Here is a 20017-nt window from a genome sequence, read left to right as displayed (position 1 = left end):
GTCAGGGATGCGCAGCTTTCGCGCATCTCCCGACAGAGGTAACATCACCGACCCTGGCTGACAAGATCTTGTAAAACGAGAAATATCAGCGTATAAGCAGTTGAAAAGTGCGGGACAGATGTCCGGCGCCTCGGCGACACGAAGAGTCGTCCGTAGCGACCATCCCTTACATGGAATGAGGGTTTTTGCCGCCGCGCCCGGAGCAGTTCCCGCACCGATCATTCAACGCCGCCCCCGCGAGCGTCGCAACCGGTTTTACGCTGTGGCGAAGACGGAGGCGTACACCGGCCGCCCGTGCTCGGTGACCACCTGCCCGGCCAGCCCGTCGGCGGTGAGCGTGGACAGCCGCAGGTCGAGGTAGCGCTCCTCCTCGGCCAGCCGCACGTCGCGGGCCGGCGCCGGCATCCAGGAGGCCACCTCGGCCAGCCGCACCGCCCGGTCGCGCGCCAGCTCGGCGCGCAGCTCGGCCAGGCTCTCCGCCTCGTACGGCCGCGCCTCCTCCGGCTCGGGCTCCACCCGCCAGGCCGCCACTCCGTACGCGAAGCACACCAGAGCCGTCCACACCTCGGCGAAGTAGGCGGAGTCGGGCGCCAGCTCCAGCCCCGCGAACCGGTCACCGACGAAGAAGAGCGCGCCGAGCTGCCCCGGCATCAGCTCCAGCCGGCTCTGGAACTGCGTCAGCGTGGCCCGCCTGCGCGACAGGATCTGCTCCAGGTGGCCCCTGGACGGCAGCCCGCACGCGCGGTTGAGCTCGCTGATCTCCTCCCACAGCTTCGCGTAGTTGCGCTGCCCGCGCAGCGCCAGCGCACTGGCGCGCAGCTCGGCCGGCAGCACGAAGAACCACTGGTCGCGGCCCTCCAGGTAGCCGCCCTGAGCGGCCTGGACGCAGCAGGCGTCGTCGAAGCGCCTGGTCTGCCCGGCGCCGAGCAGCGCCGAGGCGCACAGGGCGTGGTTCTGGGCGGCGTCCTGGATGTAGCCGATGTGCAGCGGCACGATCGCCACGCCCTCGCGGGCGCCGTTCGACAGCTCCACCTGGCCGTAGCCGACGACCCGCTTGAGCTTCAGCCCGGAGCGGGGCGGCACGATGCCGGGACGGGCCGGCCCGTAGACCGGCACCATGGTCAGCGCGCCTGCGCGCTGCGGGGTGCCCGCCCGGTAGCCGCCCAGGTCGAGCGGCTCGGGCAGGAGTGTGGCAAGGCTCGTCATGTCCTTCCTCCTTCCAGTCGGCCGAGCATCGTCGCGCGGAGCCATTCCACGCCGGGCGCGCAGTGGGCGAACATCCACGCCAGCAGCCCGGCGAAGTCGTCCTGGTGCCAGAACGCCTGCCCGGGCAGGGCGGGCGCGGGGTCGCGCAGGGTCAGGTCGTCGCCCCTGGTGAACGCCGCCAGGCAGCGCACCACGGGCGTGGTGACGCCGGCGCGGGGCAGCGTGGACGCCACCCGCGCCAGGTCGCCCGGCAGGTGGTTCTCGTAGCCGTCGGTGACGACCACCACCAGGTCGGGGCCGGTGCCGAGCGCGTCGAGCAGCCCGCAGGCCAGGTCGGCCGAGCCCATCGGGGCCCGCTCGCTCCCGCCGGTCTCGACGACCGTGAACCGGTCGCAGATCTCGGCCAGCACCAGCCGCAGCGCGACGGCCTGCGACATGACGGCCCACTCGCGCTCGCCGTACCCGCGCATGGAGCCGGACGTGTCCAGCACCATGGCCACGCTCGCGTCCAGCCTGGGCAGCCCGCGCGTCGCCGCCGCCACGTATCCGGCCAGGGCCGGGCCCAGCTCGGCGGCCGGTCCGCCCTGGTAGAGGTGGACCAGCGTGGCGGCGATGTCGCCCCGGTTGGTGGGGGTGACGATCGGCGGGTACTCCCTGACCGGGTCGAGCGGCGCGGGCGGCTCCTGCGGGGCCGGCACGCCGTACGTGCCGGGGGCGTAGAGCGCGCGCAGCCGCTTGGTCGCGAGCACGGGGTCGGCGGTGAAGCGCAGCAGACTCCTGCGCAGGTACCGGCCGCCGTCGCCCTTGGCCGTTTCCGTGATTCCGGCGGTTTCGCCGGCTTGGGTGGCTTCGGTGGCTTGGGTGGCTTCGGTGGCTTGGGTGGCTTCGGTGGCTTGGGTGGCTTCGGCCGTTTCGGCGATCAAGCGGGCGCAGGCGCGGGCGGTCGTCTTTCCGAGCGCGTGCTCGAAGCAGTCGACCAGCGCGGGACGGCGTGCCTCGATCAGCGCGTCCGCCTCCGGGTGCTCCAGGACGAACGCGACGACAGCCCGGGTGACGTGCTTGTGGTTGGCCCGCAGCCGCCGCAGCGCCAGCAGGGCGGTGAGCGCGTACGCGGGCGGCAGGCCGAACATGAGCGCCCTGGTGACCTTGGCCAGCGTGGCGCGGGTCCGCTCGTCCAGGCCGTCCTGCGTGGCGGCCAGCGTCCGCAGCAGCACGCGGGCGCGCTGCCAGGGGAGCACACCGGGCACCAGCGCGAGCAGCGCGTACCCCTCCGGGTCGCTCAGCTGGGCAGTCCGGTGGAGCTCCGCGTCGTCCCAGACCGGCTCGCCGCTCCTGGCCAGAACCAGCGGAACGTCATGAGTCCGGAAATGGTGGAGAAGAGTTGGGGTGTCCACGAAATTCGAGTTTAGAAATGAAGATCGGGAAAAGAAACTGATTTTCCGGTCAGGCCATTTCCGGTCGCATCTCGAATAACGCGCGGAGGACTATGCGCCGCTCCGGGAAACGGCGGCCGGAGCCGCGTTCCCGAGTGCGGTGATCGCGCGTACCTGGGGGGCGATCCGGTCGGCCCAGGTCGCCGCGACCTCCTCCAGCCGGGAAAAGTCCGACTCCAGGAACGCCAGTCCCGGCGTGGGCACGCTCGCGCCCAGCTCCACCAGCAGCGGGCGCAGGTGCACCTCCACCGCCAGGGCGTGCTTGGCGTCCCCCATGACCAGCAGCGGCAGCGCGGCCGCGCCCGCCAGCGCCTGCGGGGGCAGCCGGTCGAGGAACGACTTGAGCAGGCCGGTGTAGGTGCCCTTGTACGTCGGGCTGGCCACCACCAGCACGCTCGCCTCCCGTACCAGCTCCAGCGCCACCTCGACGCCGGGGTGGGCGCCGGGGGCGAGCAGGTGCGGCCCGAGCGCCGACAGATCCACCACCTCGTACGGCCGGCCGGCGTGCGGATCCGCGGCCCCGAGCTCCGCGGATCCGCCGCCCGCCGTCCCGTTCCCGGATGCCCCGCTCCCGGATGCCCCGTTCGCAGGCGCGCCGAGCGGCGAACCGGACTCGTCCGTCGTGAGGCGCAGGGTGACGGCGCGGGCCGCCTCGGTGGCCGCGGTCAGGGTCCTGGAGCCTTCGCGGGGGTTGCCGACCAGGGCGACCACGGTCATCGGGTCACCGCCTCCTCACTCTCCACGACGGCACTCTCCAGGACAGCACTCTCCACGACGGCGGGGAACAGCTCCTCCGCCTCGTCGTCCGGCAGGTCGTACCAGTGGACGTCGCCCTCGCGCGCGTCCTGCGCCGCGTACCGACGCGTCGTCTCAGCCATGGTGGGCCGCCACCTTCCGTTCCCTCGCGACGAAGGCGATGGTTGTGCCGGTGTGCTGCCGGACGCGAGCGAGGGTCTCCTGCAGCCTCTCGCGCGTCCGCACGTCCAGCCCGGCGAACGATTCGTCCCATGACAGCACACCGGAGTCCTCATGCGTACGAAGCTACGAGCCCCGCGCAGCAAAGTCAACATTTCCTACATGAGATATAGAGAATCATCCGTCGCTAGGCTCGTCCGGTAACGCCGCCGATCAAGGGAGCCGATTCGATGATCTTCATCACCGCGAAGTTCCGCGTCCTGCCCGAGTACGCCGAGCGCTGGGCCGAGATCACCGCCGAGTTCACCGCCGCGACCCGCGCCGAGCCGGGCTGCCTGTGGTTCGACTGGTCGCGCAGCCTCGACGACCCGGCAGAATACGTGCTGGTGGAGGCGTTCAGGGACGGCGAGGCGGGAGCGGCGCACGTCCAGTCGGCACACTTCAAGCAGGCCCAGCAGACGCTGCCGCGGCACCTCGCCGAGACTCCCCGCATCGTCAACGCCACCCTCGACCAGGACGACTGGTCCGAGCTGGGCGAGATGGCGGTCCCCAACCGCGACTGATCCCACCACACCCCGAGCCCGAGCCCGACCCACGCGTCGCTCGGGCTCGGAGCGTCACAGAGCTCCCGTTACGCGAACGTTACGATCGTCGCAAACCGCCCCGAATCCCCCGCCATCCCAGCTCACAGCGCCCACTCCCGAGACGGAAATGTTTTTTCCGGGTTATTGACGAAAAAGCTCGGGCGTCGGCAGACTCAGCGTCATGGCACAACCCCATGGCCCCTTGTCGCAACTCCGGCGCGGGCACGAAGAGCTCGTGCTCGGGCTGCTGCGCAAGCACGGCCCGCTCAGCCGGGGCGAGCTGGGCAAGCACTGCGGGCTGTCCCGCACGACCCTCTACGACATCCTCGCGGAGCTGGTCGCCGAGGGCGCCGTCGTCACCGCCACCTCGCAGGACGCGCCGCGCGGGCGCGGCAGGCCGGCCGAGACGCTGACCCTCAACCCGGACGCCGGGCAGGCCATCGGCATCGACTTCGCCCGCCGCGGGCTGCACGTGGCGGCCGTAAACGTGGCCCACGAGATCGTCGGCTCGGCCAGCGAGCCGCACGACGCCGACCTGCCGTGGGAGGAGCGGGTCGCGCTGGCCGAGCGGCTGGTCGGCTCGCTCACCGGGGCCGGCTCCGGGGCGCTGCGGCTGGGCGCGCTCTCCGCGATCGGCGTCGGCGTGGTCGGCGCCCAGGTCGAGGACCGCCCAGAACAGTACGGCGAGCAGGACGAGCCGGACTCCGCGCCACATCCCGCGCAACTGCTGCTGCGCCAGAGGTTCGGCGTCCCCGTGCTGCTCGACAACAACACCCGGCTGGCCGCGCTGGGCGAGGCCATCTGGGGCGCGGCCGCGGGCGGCCAGGACGTGCTCTACCTGCGCCTGTCCCACGGCGTCGGCGGCGGGCTGGTGGTCGGCGGATCCCTGCACCGCGGCGCGTACGGGCTGTCCGGCGAGTTCGGCCACATCACGGTCGAGCCGGGCGGCTCCCGCTGCGACTGCGGCGGCACCGGCTGCCTGGAGACCGTCGCGTCGATCAGAGCCGTGCTGGACGCCTACCGCGGCGCCGGTGGCCAGGCCGCGGACATCCCTGAGCTGGTCAAGGCCGTCAGGGCGGGCGAGACGGCCGCGCTGACCCTGCTGAGCGGGGTCGGCGCCAGGATCGGCGAGGTGCTCGCCGCCGTCTGCAACGCCATCGGCCCCAGCGTGATCGTGGTCGGCGGCGAGCTCACGGAGACCGGCCCCGCGCTGATCGGCCCGATAGAGCGGGCGCTGCACGACCACGTCATGCCGGTCTCCCGGCACCGCGTGAGCCTGCGCCGCGCCACGCTCGGCGAAGTGGCCGGCGCGCTCGGCGGCATCGCCCTCGTCCTGCACGAATCCCCCCTGCTCTCCCGCTATCCGGCCGGGCCCGACCTGGCGGAGGTCCCCTCCATGACGCAAACGAGGCACCCATGACCCAGCTGACCGCGCTGGGCAAGTCGTCGCCGGCCCCGGTCGCGCGGCGCGGCCCCAAACGCTCGCGGCGCGCCGTCGCGCTCAACCTGATCGCGGTCGTCATCGGCCTGGCCGTCTGGACGCTGCTGGCCGGCATCGGCGTCCAGGGCCTGCCAGGGCCGGTGGAGGTGGCGGGCAAGGCGGCCGAGCTGCTCTCGGACGGCACCCTCCCGCTCGACGCCCTGGCCAGCCTGCGCAGGGTGCTGCTCGGCTTCCTGCTCGGCACGCTGCTGGCGGTCCCGATCGGCTTCCTGATGGGCTGGTACGCCACCGCGCGCGGCCTGCTGGAGCCGTACGTGCAGTTCTTCCGCACCATCCCGCCGCTGGCGATCATCCCGCTGGCCATCGTGCTCATGGGCATCGGCGAGGTGCCGAAGGTCTTCGTGATCTTCCTGGCGTCGTTCCTGTCCAGCGTCGTGGCCACGTTCCAGGGTGTGGTGGACGTGGACAAGACGCTGATCAACGCCGCCAGGGTGCTCGGCGCGTCCGACCGGACGATCTTCCTCAAGGTCGTGGTGCCGGCCTCGACGCCGTTCATCCTGGTCGGGATGCGGGTCGGGCTCGGCTCGGCCTGGGGCACGCTGGTCGCCGCCGAGCTGATCGCCGCCCAGGAGGGCCTGGGCTTCCGGATGCAGCAGGCCCAGCTCTACTACGACCTGTCCACGATCTTCGTGGGCCTGATCGCCATCGGCGTGCTCGGCCTGCTGATGGACCGGCTGCTGCTGCTCGCCGAGCGCCGCCTCACTGACTGGCAGGAGCGACGATGAACGCCAAGATCTCGTTCAGGGACGTGGTCAAGACCTACCCGATGAAGGACGGCACCTTCACGGCCCTGGACCACGTGTCGCTGGACATCGCCGACCGCGAGTTCGTCACGGTCGTGGGCCCGTCGGGGTGCGGCAAGAGCACGCTGATGAGCATGGCCGCCGGGCTGGTCGAGCCCAGCGCGGGCGAGACGCTGGTGGACGGCAGGCCCGTCACCGGCCCTGGCCCGGACCGGGGGGTGATCTTCCAGCAGTACGCGTTGTTCCCGTGGCTGACCGTGCGCAAGAACGTCGAGTTCGGGCTGAAGCTCATGGAGCTGCCGGCCGAGGAGCGCAGGCGGCGGGCCGAGCGGGCGATCGAGCTGGTCGGGCTGTCCGACTTCGCCGACGCGCTGCCGAAGACGCTGTCCGGCGGGATGAAGCAGCGCTGCGCCATCGCCCGCGCGTACGCGGTGAACCCGCAGGTGCTGCTCATGGACGAGCCGTTCGGCGCCCTGGACGCGCTGACCCGGGTGCAGCTGCAGGACCAGCTGCTCGACACCTGGAGCCAGGACCAGCGCACGGTCATGTTCATCACCCACGACGTGGACGAGGCCGTCTACCTGGCCAGCCGGGTGATCGTGATGGCGGCCAGGCCCGGCCGCGTCCAGCGGATCATCGACGTGGACTTGCCCTATCCCAGGACCGAGGAGATGCGGCTCTCGCCCGAGTTCGGGCGGATCCGCAACGAGGTCTGGCACGCCGTCTACCACCAGGCGCCCGCCGCGTCAGCGGCCTGAACGACCCCCCGAGAAAGGACTGATCCGCCATGCGTTCTCTTCGCCGCGCCCTGACGGCCGCCGCCGCGGTGAGCCTGTTGACACTGTCCGTGACCGCCTGCTCCGACGACGGTTCCACGGTCAGGTTCGGCTACATCAGCGACTACAACGGCGCGAGCCTGCTCGCCATCGCCGACAAGCAGGGCCTGTGGGACAAGCAGGGCCTCACCCCCGAGATCAAGGTCTTCACCAACGGGCCGCTGCAGATCCAGGCGCTCGGCGCCGGCGACCTCGACTTCGGCTACATCGGCCCGGGCGCGATGTGGCTGCCCGCCACCGGCAAGGCCAAGGTCGTCGCGATCAACACGCTCGCCTACGCCGACCGCGTCATCGGCCGGCCCGGCATCAAGACGATCCAGGACCTGAAGGGCAAGAAGGTCGGCGTACCCGAGGGAACGTCCGGCGACATGGTGCTCAACCTGGCGTTGCAGAAGGCCGGCATGACGGTCAAGGACATCCAGAAGGTGCGGATGGACCCGGCCACCGTGGTCTCGGCGTTCGCGGCCGGGCAGATCGACGGAGCGGGCATCTGGTATCCGCTGATCGACAACATCAAGCGGCAGGTGCCGGACATGGTGGAGCTGGCCAGCACCAAGGAGTGGCCCGACAGCTCGTTCCCGACCGCGTTCGTGGGCGGCACGAAGGTGGACGACGCGCTCACCAGCAAGGTGATCAAGGTGCTGCAGGAGGCGAACGACTGGCGGGCCGCGCATCCCGAGGAGGCGATCACCGAGTCGGCCGCGCTGCTCAAGCTGGACCCGGCCAAGGTCAAGGCCGACGCGGCGAACGTCCAGACGATGACGACCGAGGACCTGGTCGCCAAGACCAAGGACGGCACCGTCGCCAAGTGGCTGAACAGCCTGGGCGACTTCTTCGTCAGCACCGGCCAGCTCAAGTCGAGGCCCGACCCCGCGACGTACTACACCGGCGATCTCTACACGAAGGCCTTCACGAAGTGAACCTGCTGTTCCTGATGACCGACCAGCACCGTGTCGACACCCTCGGCTGCTACGGCAACCCGCACGTCGCCACGCCGAACCTGGACCGGCTGGCCGCCACCGGCACCCGCTTCGACCGGTTCTACACGCCGACGGCCATCTGCACGCCGGCGCGGGCCAGCCTGCTCACCGGGCAGGCGCCGTTCCGGCACCGGCTGCTGGCGAACTACGAGCGCAACGTCGGCTATCTGGAGGACCTGCGGGAGGACGCGTTCACCTTCCCCGAGGCGCTGAAGGAGCGCGGCTACCAGCTCGGGCTGATCGGCAAGTGGCACGGGGGCACCACGCGCAACGCCGCCTCGTACGGCTTCGACGGCCCCGACCTGCCCGGCTGGCACAACCCGGTCGACCACCCCGACTACCTGGCCTACCTGGAGGAGCGGGGGCTGCCGCCGTACCGGATCTCGGACCTGATCCGGGGCACCACGCCCAACGGCAACCAGGGCAACCTGCTGGCGGCGCGGCTGCACCAGCCGGTGGAGGCCACGTTCGAGCACTACCTGGCGACCAGGGCGATCGAGCACCTGGAGCGGTACGCGGCCGACGGGCGGCCGTTCTTCCTGGCCACCCACTTCTTCGGGCCGCATCTGCCGTACCTGCTGCCGGACGAGTACTTCGACATGTACGACCCCGCTCTGGTGGAGCTGCCTCCGTCGATCGCGGAGACGTTCGAGGGCAAGCCGCCGGTGCAGCGGAACTACAGCGCGCACTGGACGTTCGACACGATCCCGATCGAGGTCAGCCGCAAGCTGATCGCGGTTTACTGGGGTTACGTCACGCTCATCGATCAGCAGATCGGCCGCATCCTCGACCGCATGGACGAACTGGGGCTGACCGATCGGACGTCGGTGTTCTTCACCTCCGACCACGGCGAGTTCACCGGCGCGCACCGGCTGCACGACAAGGGGCCGGCGATGTACGAGGACATCTACCGCATCGCCGGCGTCATCCGGATCCCGGGTGCGCCGCCGCAGGTCAGGGACGAGTTCGTGTCGCTGACCGACTGCACGGCGACGATCCTGGAGCTGGCCGGCTGCGACACGGGGCCGGCCGTGGACAGCCGCAGCCTGGTGCCGCTGGTGCGCGGCGAACGCCCCGAGTGGCCGGGCGAGCTGCTCGCCGAGTATCACGGCCACCACTTCCCGTACCCGCAGCGCATGATCAGGGACGACCGCTACAAGCTCGTCGTCAACCCGGAGTCGGTCAACGAGCTGTATGACCTGCGCACCGACCCGCACGAGCTGAGCAACCGGTACACCCATCCCGAGCTGGCTCCGGTCCGGCGGCGCATGATGCGGCGGCTGTACGACCTGCTGCGGGAGCGGGGGGACAACTTCTACCACTGGATGACTCCGATGTACGACATCGGCGCCCTCGACTACGACCCCACGCTGAGCTCGTTCGAGAAGGAGAGCGCATCGGGATGAGCACGGGCGTCCAGAGACGCGGCGCGGCTCGGCACGGTTGGCTCAGCGCGGCCGGCTCGGTGCGTGATCTGAGGGCGGCGATTCCCGTTCTGTGAAACGCGTGTCGTGCGGCGCCTCTGATGTGCTTGACTCCCGCCTGGCAAATAACCCCCTCTGGGAGGGTTCATGGGGGAGTTCGTAGGGATCGACCCCCGCTGGGCACAAGAGCTGATCCGCCGGTTGGAGGCGGGAAAGGGGGTCCTGGGCCGGACGCGACCCGGGCTGGACGCCGCCATCGCCGAGGCGGGCCAGGACTGGGCCGGTCACCGGGGCACCACGGCCATGCGCCGCGCCTGGGAGTTCTACCACGAGTCCCAGCAGGACCTGAAGTGGCGCGTCGACACGTTGGAGCAGCTTGTGCCGGTGCGGGAAAGAGGCATGCTCACCGGCACGTTCCCGTTCGGCAGCGAGACCGAGGCGGTGCTGGCCGCGGAACGGACCGCGCGCGCCGTCCTCCAAGCCCTGGACCAGCCGGCGACCGGGGCTGAAGTGAGCGGCGAGGAGGCGGCCGGCGTGGTCGATCGAGCCTTGGCCGGAGCCGAGGGCAGGACCGGTGATCCCGCCTACGCGGCGGCGCTGCTGGCGGCCATCGGACCCGACGCCTTCACCCGCCTGCTGTCGGGCCACGCCACCTCGGACAGCGGCGGGCCTGCGGACGGCGCCGGCCCGGCCGACCACGCCGTACCGCCCCAAGGCGGGCCGGTCACTGACGGCGGATCGGTGGGTGGGCGGGTGCTGGCTGAGGCGTTCGCCAGTGCGGAGCGGACCGGGCGGCTTGGGGACGAATGGTATGAGCTGGTGGACAGTGCCCCTCCCGATGTCCTGACGAACCTGGTCACTCTCGCGGGGCAGTCGGGCGCGATGCTGAACCGGGTGGCGACGGGCCTGCTCGGCCGGCCGCCCGCCCCTGGCTGGAGCCCGCGTGGGCTGGTGCGGGCGTACGAGGGCGATCCGCTGGCGTTCCAGCAACTGCTGGCCGAGCACCAGGACGAGGCCCGCGTCCTGCTGGACGCCGCGACCGGCGATCCCGGCTGCGCGGAGCCGCTGGCGAGCGCGGTGCACGAGGCACTGAAGCCGGGCGCCGGCGTGGACGGGCTGCGGGAGCGGGCCTGGCGTACCGTCGTGCGCGGGCTCGGCGCGGCGCTGGAGATCGAGGACCGCTGAGCATGCTCACCAAGCACCAACTGCTGCGCGACGCGGCCGAGAAGGAGTCGCTGGCGGCTGCCTTCACCCGCTACGCGCGCGGGCTCGCGGACGCCTTCGAGGGGATCCCGGCCGAGCCCGGCGACTGCGAGCCGTACTGGAGGGGGCCCGCGGCGCAGCGGTTCCTCACGCGGGCGCGCTCGCTCCGCCGTGAGCTGGGCGAGCTGGAGGACTCGTGCCTGGCCACCGCCGAGAACCTGCGCGACCGCGCCGGACGGTTGCGCGAGGAGGCGGCCCAGTTCGGTCCCTCGTCCGAGAACGATCCGTGGGGCTGGTAGTCCGACGTAATTTCCGCAAGCTGTTTGCGTCGCTAACGCAAGAATTTGAGGAGTAGCCGAAAGTAGTTCACAGGGTCTTGTCGAGGGGTGTGCGAGCGGCCTACTGTCGCCTCACCCCCCGAGAGAAACGAGGACGCGATGCGTCGCACCCTCACCGCGGCCACCGTCGCCGCCCTGACCTTGAGCCTCACCGGCCCCGTCGCGGCCAGCCCGATCGCCGCCGAGTCCGCCGCCGAGTCCGCCACCGAGTCCGCCACAGAGTCCACTGCCGGGTCCGCCCCAACGGCGCCCGTCGTCACCAGGGCTGGACTCGATCCCGCCCTGGTCGCGGGCCGGGGCGCCCGGGTGGCCTTCGCCGAGCAGGAGGCGGAGAACGCGGCGACGAACGGCACCGTCATCGGGCCGGGCCGCGACGCGTACACGCTGCCCGCCGAGGCGTCGGGGCGCAGGGCGGTCCGGCTGGAGCCGGGCCGGCACGTGGAGTTCACCCTGCCGGCCAGGGCGAACGCGATCACCGTCCGCTACAGCATCCCCGATGCGCCCGGCGGAGGCGGCATCACCGCGCCCCTCGACGTCACGGTCAACGGCCGCGACCGCACCACGATGACGCTCACGTCGCAGTACGCCTGGCTCTACAACCAGTACCCGTTCTCCAACGACCCCGGCGCCGGCCTGCTGCATCCCGACTGGTGGATCACCGAGTGCTCGTGCGTGCCCGCCGCCACCACCCCGCCGCCCGTGATCCCCAAGCCGTTCCGGCCCAGCCACTTCTACGACGAGCAGCGCCTGCTGCTGAAGCGGACGTACCGGGCGGGCGACAAGGTACGGCTGACCGCCCCGGCCGGGAGCGCGGCCGCATGGACGGTCATCGACCTGCTCGACTCCGAGCTCGTCGGCCCGCCCCGGATCGAGCTGCTCGCGGCCAACGTGCTGGCCTTCGGCGCCGACCCCACGGGGCGGCGGGACGCGGCCGGGGCGTTCGACCGGGCCATCGCCTTCGCCAAGCGCAAGCGGCTGAAGGTGTACGTGCCGCCGGGGACGTACCAGATCAATCGGCACATCATCGTCGACGACGTGACCATCACCGGCGCGGGCAGCTGGTACACGATCATCAAGGGCCGCGAGACCGCCCTGCCCGGCCCGGCCCCCGACGGCTCCACGCACACCGGCGTCGGCTTCTACGGCCGGGACGCCGCCGACGGCGGCAGCAGGAACGTGCACCTGTCGGGGTTCGCGATCGAGGGCGACGTACGCGAGCGCATCGACACCGACCAGGTCAACGGCATCGGCGGCGCGATGAGCGACTCCACGATCGACGGCCTGCACCTGCGCCACACCAAGGTCGGCATGTGGTTCGACGGCCCGATGAGCAACGTGCGGATCACGAACAACGTCATCGTCGACCAGATCGCGGACGCGATCAACTTCCACACCGGCGTGACGAACTCGCTCGTGGCGGACAACTTCCTCCGCAACACCGGTGACGACGCCCTGGCCATGTGGTCGGAGAAGATCCAGAACACCGGCAACACGTTCGCCCGCAACACCGTGCAGAGCCCCGTGCTGGCCAACGGCATCGCCGTCTACGGCGGCGGCGACAACACGATCTCCGGCAACCTGATCGCCGACCCGGTCAGGGAGGGCAGCGCCCTCCAGGTGGGCTCCCGCTTCGGCGCGGAACCGTTCACCGGCCGGCTCGACATCACCGGCAACACGACGGTCAGATCCGGCACCTACGAGCTCAACTGGAACATCGGCCTGGGTGCCATCTGGTTCTACGCGCTGGAGCGGGACATCGCCGCCGACGTCCGGGTGACCGGAAACGACTTCCTCGACAACACCTACAACGCGATCATGCTGGTCAGCGAGTGGTCGGTGAAGGATCTGTACGCGATCACGAACGTGCGCTTCAAGGACATCCGGGTGGACGGCACCGGCACCTCCGTGGTCAGCGCCCGGGTGAAGGGGTCGGCCACGTTCGAGAACGTCGACGCGCGCAACGTCGGGGCAGTCGGGGTGAACAACTGCGGCTCGTTCGGCTTCCCCGCGACCGGGTCGGAGTTCTCGCTGACGGATCGGGGCGGGAACGACGGGGGCTGGCTGGCGCCGTGGCTGCTGCCGAACACCATCACCTGTGACGACCGCCCGCCGGTGGTCCCGCCTCCGGCCCCGTCACCCTGGTGAGAGGGCACGCTCCCGCCTCCGAGCGGGAGCGTCCCCGCGCTCAGCTCATGGCGGCCAGGCCCTTGACCACGGTGGTGGTCAAGGTGCCGATCTCGCCGATGCCGATGGTCACCGTGTCGCCGTCCTGGAGCGTGAAGGGCAGGTCGGGCACCAGGCACGTCCCGGTGGCGAGCACCGCGCCGTCGGGGAAGGAGTCGGCGCGGAACAGGTAGCCGGCCAGGTCGTCGAGGCGCCGGTTCAGCTGGGAGGTGCTCGCCTTGCCGTCCCACACCGTCTCCCCCGCCCTGGCGATGCTCAGCGAGATGTCCAGCGCGTACGGGTCCGCGACCTCCCACGCGGGCCTGATCGCCGGCCCCACCGCGCACGCGCCAAGGTAGATCTTGGCCTGCGGCAGGTAGAGCGGGTTGACCCCCTCGATGGTGCGCGAGCTGACGTCGTCCACGACCGTGTAGCCGACGATCTCCCCGTGCGCATTCAGCACCAGCCCGAGCTCCGGCTCCGGCACGTCGATGCCCGAGTCCTCGCGGACCGAGATGCGCCCGCCGTCGCCGGACACCTTCCACGCCACCGACTTGAAGAACAGCTCGGGCCGCTCGGCGTCGTAGACCAGCTCGTACACGTCGGCGGCCCGCTCGCTCTCCAGCACCCTGGCCTCGCGCGAGCGCCGGTAGGTGACGCCGGCCGCCCACACCTCCATCCGCCCGTCCACGGGAGCCAGCCGCCGCACCGACCCGGACGGGTGCCGTGGCCCGTCCGCCTCCGCGCAGCGCCGGCGCAGCTCATCGGAGGACAACCGGAGCAGCTCGCCCACGGTGGTGATCCCGGCCAGCTCCACCACCTGCTCGCCGTCATCGATCCCGACAGCGTCGGCGCTGGTCAGAGGGCTGGTGAACCGTACGATCTGCATGCCTGCTCCTAGCTCCATCAGACGAGGGGGCATTGGTCATCCGATGAATAGTCCCCTATGGGATCAACTTAGTAGTTCGACGGGTTGATCGGGAGGGGCCCCTCCGGTCATATCCCCTCAGATCACCTCGAAGTCGGCCATCATCGCCATGTCCTCGTGTTCGAGGTTGTGGCAGTGCAGCATGTACGTGCCGCGGTGGCCGTCGAAGCGGGCGAGCACGTCCACGACCTCGTACGGGCGCACGTCCACAGTGTCCTTCCAGCCCGCGTCCGTGGCGGCCGGCGGCCGGCCGTTCCTGGCCAGCACCTGGAAGTGAGCCAGGTGCACGTGCACGGGATGGCGGAAGTCGCCGGTCAGCCGCCAGATCTCGGCGGTGCCCAGGCGGGGGCGGGCCAGCGGCACGCCGGGGCGGTAGCGCTGCCCGTTGATCGTCCACGCGCCGTCCGTCGCGCGGAAGTCGAAGCGGCGGGTGGTCACGGGGCGCACCCGCTGCGGGGGACGGGACAGGACGGCCGGCACGGCGCCGTCGTCGGGCGCCCGCCGAGTGACGACGAAGCGCATGACGTTCCCGGCCGGCCCGTCGGCCAGGGCGTTGACCAGGGTGACGGCGGTGCCGACCGGGTAGGCGGAGAAGTCGACGACGACGTCGTACCGTTCGCCGGGGGAGATCGGGATCGCGTCGTGCGCCACCGGGGCGGCGAGCAGCCCGGAGTCGCTGCCGATCTGCGTGAACCGGCCGCCGGGGGTCAGCCGGAGCAGGTATCTGCGGGCGTTGGAGGCGTTCAGCAGGCGCAGGCGGTAGCGGGTGGCCGTGACCTCGGCGACCGGCCAGGGGGCGCCGTTCACCAGGATCACGTCCCCTTCGACCCCCTCCATGTAGTCACCGCCGAGCTTCCCCCAGCCGTTCGGCGGGCCGTGCCGCCCGTGCCCGGTCGGCGGGGTGTGTCCGGCCGGCGGGGCGTCGAACGGCTGCGGGTAGCGGAACGAGCCGTCCTCCTCGAAGGCCCGGTCGCAGATCATCAGCGGCAGTTCCCGCTCGCCACGCGGCAGCGGCAGGGCGTCCTCCTCGTCGTCCCGCACCAGCGCCATCCCGGCCAGCCCCCGCCACACCTGCGGCGCGGTGAAGTCCATCCGGTGGTCGTGATACCAGAGCGTGGCGGCGCGCTGGCCGACCGGGTAGCGGTACTCCTTGACCAGCGGATGGTGCACCTCCCCTGGGTGAGCCGGCCGCAGCGCGGAGCCGGCGGGCACGACGAGGTCGGTCGGGTAGCCGTCGGAGCCGGGCGGGGTGACGCCCCCGTGCAGGTGGGTGGAGGTGGGCACGGGCAGCTCGTTGCGCACCGCGACCGTGGCGGGCTCCCCGCGCCGCAGCTCGAACGTGGGCCCGGGGAAGGTGCCGCCGTACCCCCACACCTCGGTACGCAGCCCTGGCAGGATCTCGGCCGCCGCCACCCGCTGCGTCACCTCGTACCGGCCGGGAGCCACCGGCCTGGCCACGTCCGGGATCGGCAGCGGCACCGTGAACGGCTTGGGCAGCCGTGCCCTGCTCCGCAGCAGTTGCCCGGCCACCTCGGCCGTCGCCCTGCACCCCGCCACGCCCAACGAGGCCCCGCCCAGCACCCCCAGGAACGCCCGCCGCGAGAACCCTCCGGCCCCGACCCGGCTCATGCGCCACCCCCGGCATCGCCGCGCCCGCCCGCAACGCCACCGGCCCCCGTGCTTCCGGCCCAAGCGCTTTCCGCCCCCGCGCTTTCCACCCCCACGTCGGAGGCACCGCCGTCCCCCACAGGCGCGGGGCGGCGGAACGCTCGCCAGGTCCACGCGGTGAAGACGGCCGACAGCCCGAAGATGGCCACGCCGAGCGGAAAGTGCCCCGCGATGATCCGCGCCTGGCCCAGCCCCACCTGCGCCGTCTCCAGCACCACGAGCCCCACCCCGGCCAGCGCCGGCCATCCGGGGCCGCGTCCCGGCCGCCACAGCAGCACGGCGGCCACCAGTTGCAGGTAGAGCAGCGCGTGCGTGTAGCCGGCGTTGTCGCGGTGCCAGGCCAGCAGATCGACGTCGCCGGTGACGAACAGCCCGGCGAGCGCCGCCTGGACGAGCACACCGGCCAGGTGCCCGGTGGCCGTCACCCGCAACGACCAGACGATCCAGCCGCGCGGTCGCGGAACGGAGTTCGAGGAGGTCATGCCGGGAATGCTCCTCGGATCACCCCTCCGTCCACATCCCGCACCGGACGACTCTGTTCCGTACTCCCGGGGTCGTACGCGGGACGCCCGGTACGCGAAACGTACGCCCCCGGGATGACGCCCCGTCCGAGCCGGTCCCCTACCTTGAAGGCATGGACACCCGCGGGAAGGACGCGCTGGTCGCGGCGGGCGTGCTGGCGGCGATCGTGGCGGGCACGTACGCGAACCTGTCGTGGTCGGGCCCGCAGGAACGGCCGCTCGACCCGGCGGGCCTGGCGCTGATCGTGGTCGCGGCGCTGTCGCTGGCCTTCCGCCGCACCGCCCCGCTGGCGGCCGGGATCGTCGCGGCGGCCTCCGGGGTCGTGTACTACGCCGCCCACTACCCGGGCGTGTTCACCGCCGCGCCCGCGCTGGCCTCGATCTACACCCTCGTCGTGCTCGGCCGGCGCAAGGCGGCGAGCTGGCTGGCGGCGGCGCTGGCCGTGTCGATGTACGGCCTGATGGCCCTGGCGCCCGACGACCCGCCGCCGGGCAGCTGGATGGCGCTGCTGAGCGGCTGGCTGGTGGCGATGGTGCTGGTGGGCGAGGTGACCAGGAGCGGCAGGGCGTACCTGCGGGCGGTGGAGCAGCGCGCGCAGGCGATGGAGCAGCGAGCGGAGGCCGTGGAGCAGCGGGCGCTGGAGGCCGAGCGCACGCGCGAGGAGGCGGCGCTGCGCCAGGCGGGCGAGGAGCGGCTGTGGATCGCGCAGGAGCTGCACGACTCGCTCACGCACAGCATCTCCGTGGTCAATGTGCAGACCGCCCTGGCCCTTGAGCTGCTGGAACGCCGGCCCGAGCGGGTCAGGGAGGCGCTGCTGGCGATCAAGGAGTCGGGGCACGAGGCGATGAACGAGCTGCGTGCCACCCTCGGCGTGCTGCGTGCTCCCGAGGAGGTCGAGGCGGGGCTGTCCGGGCTGCCGCGCCTGGTCGCCAGGGCCGAGGGGGCGGGGCTGCGGGTGACGCACACCGTCCGCGGCGTCCCGTACGCGCCGTCGCCCGAGGTCGACCGGGCCGCGTACCGGATCGCCCAGGAGGCGCTGACCAACGTGCTGCGGCACGCGGGCGCGGCGGCGGTCACGGTGAGCGTCGACTACACCCCCTCGGCGATCGTGCTGCGGGTGGAGAACGACGGCGAGCCGGGCGTGGCCGGGCCGGGGATGGGGCTGATCGGGATGCGCGAACGCGCGGTCGCCGCCGGCGGCTCGCTGACGGCGGGCCCCGGCGAGCACGGCGGCTTCGCGGTACACGCGGAACTCCCCGGAGGGCAGCCGGCCGCGCTCCCCGCCCGAGCCGGAGGAGAGCCGGCCGAGCTCCACACCCAGGCTGGGGAGCGGCTGTGATCCGGGTGTTGCTGGCCGACGACCAGCCGCTGATCAGAGCCGGCTTCAGGGCCCTGCTCGAACTCACCGACGACATCGCCGTGGTCGGCGAGGCGGGCGACGGCGCGCAGGCGGTGGCGCTGGCCGAGCGGCTGCGGCCGGACGTGGCGCTGCTCGACGTGCGCATGCCGCTGATGGACGGCATCCAGGCCACCCGCAGGATCGGCGCCACCCCGGAGCTGAACGACGTCCGCGTGGTGATCCTCACCAACTACGCCCTCGACGAGTACGTCTTCGCCGCGCTACGGGCCGGCGCCAGCGGCTTCCTGCTGAAGGACATCGAGCCGGGCGACCTGCTGCAGTCGGTGCGGGTGGCGGCCAGGGGCGAGGCGCTGCTGTCGCCGTCGGTGACGCGCCGCCTGATCGAGGAGTACGTGAGCACCCCGCCCCGCCCGGCGCTCCCCGCCCCTGGGCTCGACCGGCTGACCGGCCGCGAACGCGAGATCGTCGCCCTGGTCGGCAGAGGGCTGTCGAACGAGGAGATCGCCGAGCACCTGGTGATCAGCGCTGCCACCGCCAAGACCCACGTGAGCAGGTCGATGATCAAACTCGGCGTCCGCGACCGGGCCCAGCTGGTCGTCTTCGCGTACGAGTCGGGCCTGGTGGTCCCGGGGGCGAGCGCCTGACCACCGGACAGCGGGGGCTCAGATGGTGAGCAGGAATTCGTAGCAGTTGAGCAGCCAGATCAGCAGCCACAGGGCGACGGCGGGCAGCCGGGCCGGCCTGCGCCACCTTCCGTCAGTCGGCACCTGATATCACAACGCCTTCCATGAACGGCGATGTCGTCCTCCCAGTCTGCGTCTTCATCGCCGCCGGCGCGCATTTCCCGCGTACCGGAGAACAGGCGAAGGAACGGGCGGCGCCCGACAAAGGATTTCCCGAATTCGCTCCTTCGCGGGGGCCGGTTTATATGCTCCATTGCACGGCCGACCGCGCACGCCCGCAAAGGAGCATTCATGGACAAAGACATTCCGGTCCTGTCCGACGCTCCGGTCGGGCTGGAGCAGGACGAGCTGGGCTTCGGCCGCTACGTCGACCCCCTGGTCCGGGTGATCACCGACGCGGCGACCGAGACCCCGTTCACGATCGGCGTGTACGGCCCCTGGGGCAGCGGGAAGTCGAGCCTGCTGCGCATGGTGGACCAGCGCCTGGCCGAGGATCATCCGGGCCGCACGATCAGGGTGCACTTCAACCCGTGGGTGCACCGGGGCGAGCCCCACCTGCTGCTGCCGCTGCTGCACGCGCTGCAGGACACTCTGGAGCAGGACGGACGCCACCGCCTGCGCGAGGCGGCGGGCCGGCTCGGCCACGTGATCGCCGGGCTGACCTCCGACACGCTGCTGCGCAAGGTCTCGGGCGGCGCGGTCACGCTCGACCGGATCGGCGAGCTGTCGAGGCAGTACGCCGAGCAGCGCGGCAAGGTGCACAGCGAGCTGCGCAACCTGCGGCGCACGCTGCAGGAGCAGGCCGACCGCGCCGCGGCCGACGGAGCCCGGCTGGTGATCTTCATCGACGACCTCGACCGCTGCCAGCCGCACGAGATCGTCGATCTCCTGGAGTCGGTCAAGCTGTTCCTCGATCTGCGCCACGTCGTCGTCATTCTGGCCGTCGCCAAGAATGTGGTCGATCAGGGCATTGCCGTGAAATATCGGGAATTCGGATTCGATGCCGCCCGAGTCGTGGAAATTGGCGACGAATATCTGGACAAGATTGTTCAGCTGCCGCTCACGCTGATGCCGATCGACCCCGGCTCCTTCCTCGACCGGCTGCCGCTGCCCGGCGCGCTGGCCGCGTACCGGGAGCTGCTGGCCGGGATCGTCGCCCCCAACCCGCGCCGGATCAAGCGGGTGCTCAACACCTGCGCCGTCATGAGCGTCGTCGGCGGCCCGCCGCTGCGCGCCGACATCGTCATCAGGCTGGTCGTCCTGCGCGTCCAGAGCCCCGACCTGTACGACGCCATCGTGGCCCGCCCCCGCCTGGCCGCGGCGCTGGAGGACATGTACGCCGGCCGCCTGCCCCTCGACCGCCCCGACCGTCTCGTCGAACGCTACGGCCAGGCCGAGGCCGAACCGATGGCGGCGGCCGTACGCAGGTTCCACCGGTCGCAGGACTACCTCGGCGGCGTCTTCGGCGGCACGGCGTTCACGGAGGTGAAGGACGAGCTCCCCGGCTATCTCACGATGCTGGGCCGCTGA

Annotated in this window: 19 protein-coding genes; 12 read left to right on the top strand and 7 right to left on the bottom strand. The window is 71.6% G+C overall.

Features of this window, described 5'->3' with window-relative positions:
• Positions 1-255 precede the first annotated feature (255 nt).
• The 4 genes from AB0C28_RS16710 to AB0C28_RS16695 form a co-directional block, all read right to left on the bottom strand.
• Positions 256-1206 carry a DUF6569 family protein gene (locus AB0C28_RS16710; protein WP_358075224.1) on the bottom strand — a complete coding sequence of 317 codons (951 nt, stop codon included), beginning with the start codon at positions 1204-1206 and terminating at the stop codon, positions 256-258.
• Positions 1203-2600, bottom strand: a complete 1398-nt coding sequence (locus AB0C28_RS16705; protein WP_358075221.1) for a hypothetical protein — start codon at positions 2598-2600, stop codon at positions 1203-1205. Before AB0C28_RS16705 ends, AB0C28_RS16710 begins: the two co-directional genes overlap by 4 nt.
• A 90-nt stretch (positions 2601-2690) precedes the next feature.
• Positions 2691-3356 (bottom strand): NAD(P)H-dependent oxidoreductase, encoded by a 666-nt coding sequence (locus AB0C28_RS16700; RefSeq protein ID WP_358075218.1) that lies wholly within the window; start codon positions 3354-3356, stop codon positions 2691-2693.
• The gene (locus AB0C28_RS16695; protein WP_357836517.1) at positions 3353-3517 is read right to left on the bottom strand and encodes a hypothetical protein; all 165 of its coding nucleotides are present in this window, start codon (positions 3515-3517) and stop codon (positions 3353-3355) included. Before AB0C28_RS16695 ends, AB0C28_RS16700 begins: the two co-directional genes overlap by 4 nt.
• A gap of 267 nt (positions 3518-3784) precedes the next feature.
• Between AB0C28_RS16695 and AB0C28_RS16690 the strand changes: the two genes are divergently transcribed.
• The 9 genes from AB0C28_RS16690 (at position 3785) to AB0C28_RS16650 (ending at position 13308) form a co-directional block, all read left to right on the top strand.
• Entirely contained in the window at positions 3785-4117 is a 333-nt protein-coding gene (locus tag AB0C28_RS16690) for a putative quinol monooxygenase (protein WP_358075215.1), read from the top strand.
• Between the two features lie 202 nt (positions 4118-4319).
• Positions 4320-5558 (top strand): ROK family protein, encoded by a 1239-nt coding sequence (locus AB0C28_RS16685; RefSeq protein WP_357836521.1) that lies wholly within the window; start codon positions 4320-4322, stop codon positions 5556-5558.
• The gene (locus AB0C28_RS16680; RefSeq protein ID WP_357836523.1) at positions 5555-6364 is read left to right on the top strand and encodes an ABC transporter permease; all 810 of its coding nucleotides are present in this window, start codon (positions 5555-5557) and stop codon (positions 6362-6364) included. The genes AB0C28_RS16685 and AB0C28_RS16680 overlap by 4 nt, the downstream gene beginning before the upstream one ends.
• On the top strand, positions 6361-7140 hold the full coding sequence (locus tag AB0C28_RS16675; RefSeq protein ID WP_357836525.1) for an ABC transporter ATP-binding protein: 780 nt from the start codon (positions 6361-6363) through the stop codon (positions 7138-7140). The genes AB0C28_RS16680 and AB0C28_RS16675 overlap by 4 nt, the downstream gene beginning before the upstream one ends.
• 29 nt (positions 7141-7169) lie before the next feature.
• Entirely contained in the window at positions 7170-8138 is a 969-nt protein-coding gene (locus AB0C28_RS16670) for an aliphatic sulfonate ABC transporter substrate-binding protein (RefSeq protein WP_358075212.1), read from the top strand.
• Positions 8135-9604, top strand: a complete 1470-nt coding sequence (locus AB0C28_RS16665; protein ID WP_357836531.1) for a sulfatase-like hydrolase/transferase — start codon at positions 8135-8137, stop codon at positions 9602-9604. The genes AB0C28_RS16670 and AB0C28_RS16665 overlap by 4 nt, the downstream gene beginning before the upstream one ends.
• A 165-nt stretch (positions 9605-9769) precedes the next feature.
• On the top strand, positions 9770-10807 hold the full coding sequence (locus AB0C28_RS16660) for a hypothetical protein (RefSeq protein WP_358075209.1): 1038 nt from the start codon (positions 9770-9772) through the stop codon (positions 10805-10807).
• 2 nt (positions 10808-10809) lie between these two features.
• A complete protein-coding gene (locus AB0C28_RS16655) occupies positions 10810-11124 on the top strand; it encodes a hypothetical protein (RefSeq protein ID WP_357836537.1) in 315 nt (104 codons plus the stop codon).
• Positions 11125-11262: 138 nt separating this feature from the next.
• On the top strand, positions 11263-13308 hold the full coding sequence (locus tag AB0C28_RS16650; protein WP_358075206.1) for a glycosyl hydrolase family 28-related protein: 2046 nt from the start codon (positions 11263-11265) through the stop codon (positions 13306-13308).
• Positions 13309-13348: 40 nt separating this feature from the next.
• Here AB0C28_RS16650 and AB0C28_RS16645 read toward each other — a convergent pair whose 3' ends face one another.
• The 3 genes from AB0C28_RS16645 to AB0C28_RS16635 form a co-directional block, all read right to left on the bottom strand.
• Positions 13349-14215: a fumarylacetoacetate hydrolase family protein gene (locus AB0C28_RS16645; RefSeq protein ID WP_357836543.1), complete on the bottom strand. Its 867-nt coding sequence runs from the start codon at positions 14213-14215 to the stop codon at positions 13349-13351.
• A 117-nt stretch (positions 14216-14332) separates the two neighbouring features.
• A complete protein-coding gene (locus AB0C28_RS16640) occupies positions 14333-15883 on the bottom strand; it encodes a multicopper oxidase domain-containing protein (RefSeq protein WP_358075203.1) in 1551 nt (516 codons plus the stop codon).
• Positions 15880-16404 (bottom strand): hypothetical protein, encoded by a 525-nt coding sequence (locus tag AB0C28_RS16635; RefSeq protein ID WP_357836549.1) that lies wholly within the window; start codon positions 16402-16404, stop codon positions 15880-15882. Before AB0C28_RS16635 ends, AB0C28_RS16640 begins: the two co-directional genes overlap by 4 nt.
• Before the next feature lie 152 nt (positions 16405-16556).
• On the opposite strand from AB0C28_RS16635, the gene AB0C28_RS16630 reads away from it, so the two are divergent.
• The 3 genes from AB0C28_RS16630 (at position 16557) to AB0C28_RS16620 (ending at position 20017) form a co-directional block, all read left to right on the top strand.
• Entirely contained in the window at positions 16557-17783 is a 1227-nt protein-coding gene (locus tag AB0C28_RS16630; RefSeq protein ID WP_358075200.1) for a sensor histidine kinase, read from the top strand.
• On the top strand, positions 17780-18448 hold the full coding sequence (locus AB0C28_RS16625) for a response regulator transcription factor (protein ID WP_358075197.1): 669 nt from the start codon (positions 17780-17782) through the stop codon (positions 18446-18448). Before AB0C28_RS16630 ends, AB0C28_RS16625 begins: the two co-directional genes overlap by 4 nt.
• 330 nt (positions 18449-18778) lie before the next feature.
• A complete protein-coding gene (locus tag AB0C28_RS16620) occupies positions 18779-20017 on the top strand; it encodes a P-loop NTPase fold protein (protein WP_357836557.1) in 1239 nt (412 codons plus the stop codon).

It is taken from the genome of Nonomuraea sp. NPDC048892, from assembly GCF_040649735.1.
Classification (GTDB): Bacteria; Actinomycetota; Actinomycetes; order Streptosporangiales; family Streptosporangiaceae; genus Nonomuraea; species Nonomuraea maheshkhaliensis.
The sequence above is the reverse complement of the archived record's forward strand: the minus strand, read 5'-3'. Positions and strand labels throughout refer to the sequence as shown.

Bases quoted from the DNA above. Each gene is read 5' to 3' on its own strand.
- AB0C28_RS16710 (WP_358075224.1), bottom strand. From the start codon at position 1,206: ATGACGAGCCTTGCCACACTCCTGCCCGAGCCGCTCGACCTGGGCGGC.
- AB0C28_RS16700 (WP_358075218.1), bottom strand. From the start codon at position 3,356: ATGACCGTGGTCGCCCTGGTCGGCAACCCCCGCGAAGGCTCCAGGACC.
- AB0C28_RS16695 (WP_357836517.1), bottom strand. From the start codon at position 3,517: ATGGCTGAGACGACGCGTCGGTACGCGGCGCAGGACGCGCGCGAGGGC.
- AB0C28_RS16690 (WP_358075215.1), top strand. From the start codon at position 3,785: ATGATCTTCATCACCGCGAAGTTCCGCGTCCTGCCCGAGTACGCCGAG.
- AB0C28_RS16685 (WP_357836521.1), top strand. From the start codon at position 4,320: ATGGCACAACCCCATGGCCCCTTGTCGCAACTCCGGCGCGGGCACGAA.
- AB0C28_RS16680 (WP_357836523.1), top strand. From the start codon at position 5,555: ATGACCCAGCTGACCGCGCTGGGCAAGTCGTCGCCGGCCCCGGTCGCG.
- AB0C28_RS16675 (WP_357836525.1), top strand. From the start codon at position 6,361: ATGAACGCCAAGATCTCGTTCAGGGACGTGGTCAAGACCTACCCGATG.
- AB0C28_RS16670 (WP_358075212.1), top strand. From the start codon at position 7,170: ATGCGTTCTCTTCGCCGCGCCCTGACGGCCGCCGCCGCGGTGAGCCTG.
- AB0C28_RS16660 (WP_358075209.1), top strand. From the start codon at position 9,770: ATGGGGGAGTTCGTAGGGATCGACCCCCGCTGGGCACAAGAGCTGATC.
- AB0C28_RS16655 (WP_357836537.1), top strand. From the start codon at position 10,810: ATGCTCACCAAGCACCAACTGCTGCGCGACGCGGCCGAGAAGGAGTCG.
- AB0C28_RS16650 (WP_358075206.1), top strand. From the start codon at position 11,263: ATGCGTCGCACCCTCACCGCGGCCACCGTCGCCGCCCTGACCTTGAGC.
- AB0C28_RS16645 (WP_357836543.1), bottom strand. From the start codon at position 14,215: ATGCAGATCGTACGGTTCACCAGCCCTCTGACCAGCGCCGACGCTGTC.
- AB0C28_RS16640 (WP_358075203.1), bottom strand. From the start codon at position 15,883: ATGAGCCGGGTCGGGGCCGGAGGGTTCTCGCGGCGGGCGTTCCTGGGG.
- AB0C28_RS16635 (WP_357836549.1), bottom strand. From the start codon at position 16,404: ATGACCTCCTCGAACTCCGTTCCGCGACCGCGCGGCTGGATCGTCTGG.
- AB0C28_RS16630 (WP_358075200.1), top strand. From the start codon at position 16,557: ATGGACACCCGCGGGAAGGACGCGCTGGTCGCGGCGGGCGTGCTGGCG.
- AB0C28_RS16620 (WP_357836557.1), top strand. From the start codon at position 18,779: ATGGACAAAGACATTCCGGTCCTGTCCGACGCTCCGGTCGGGCTGGAG.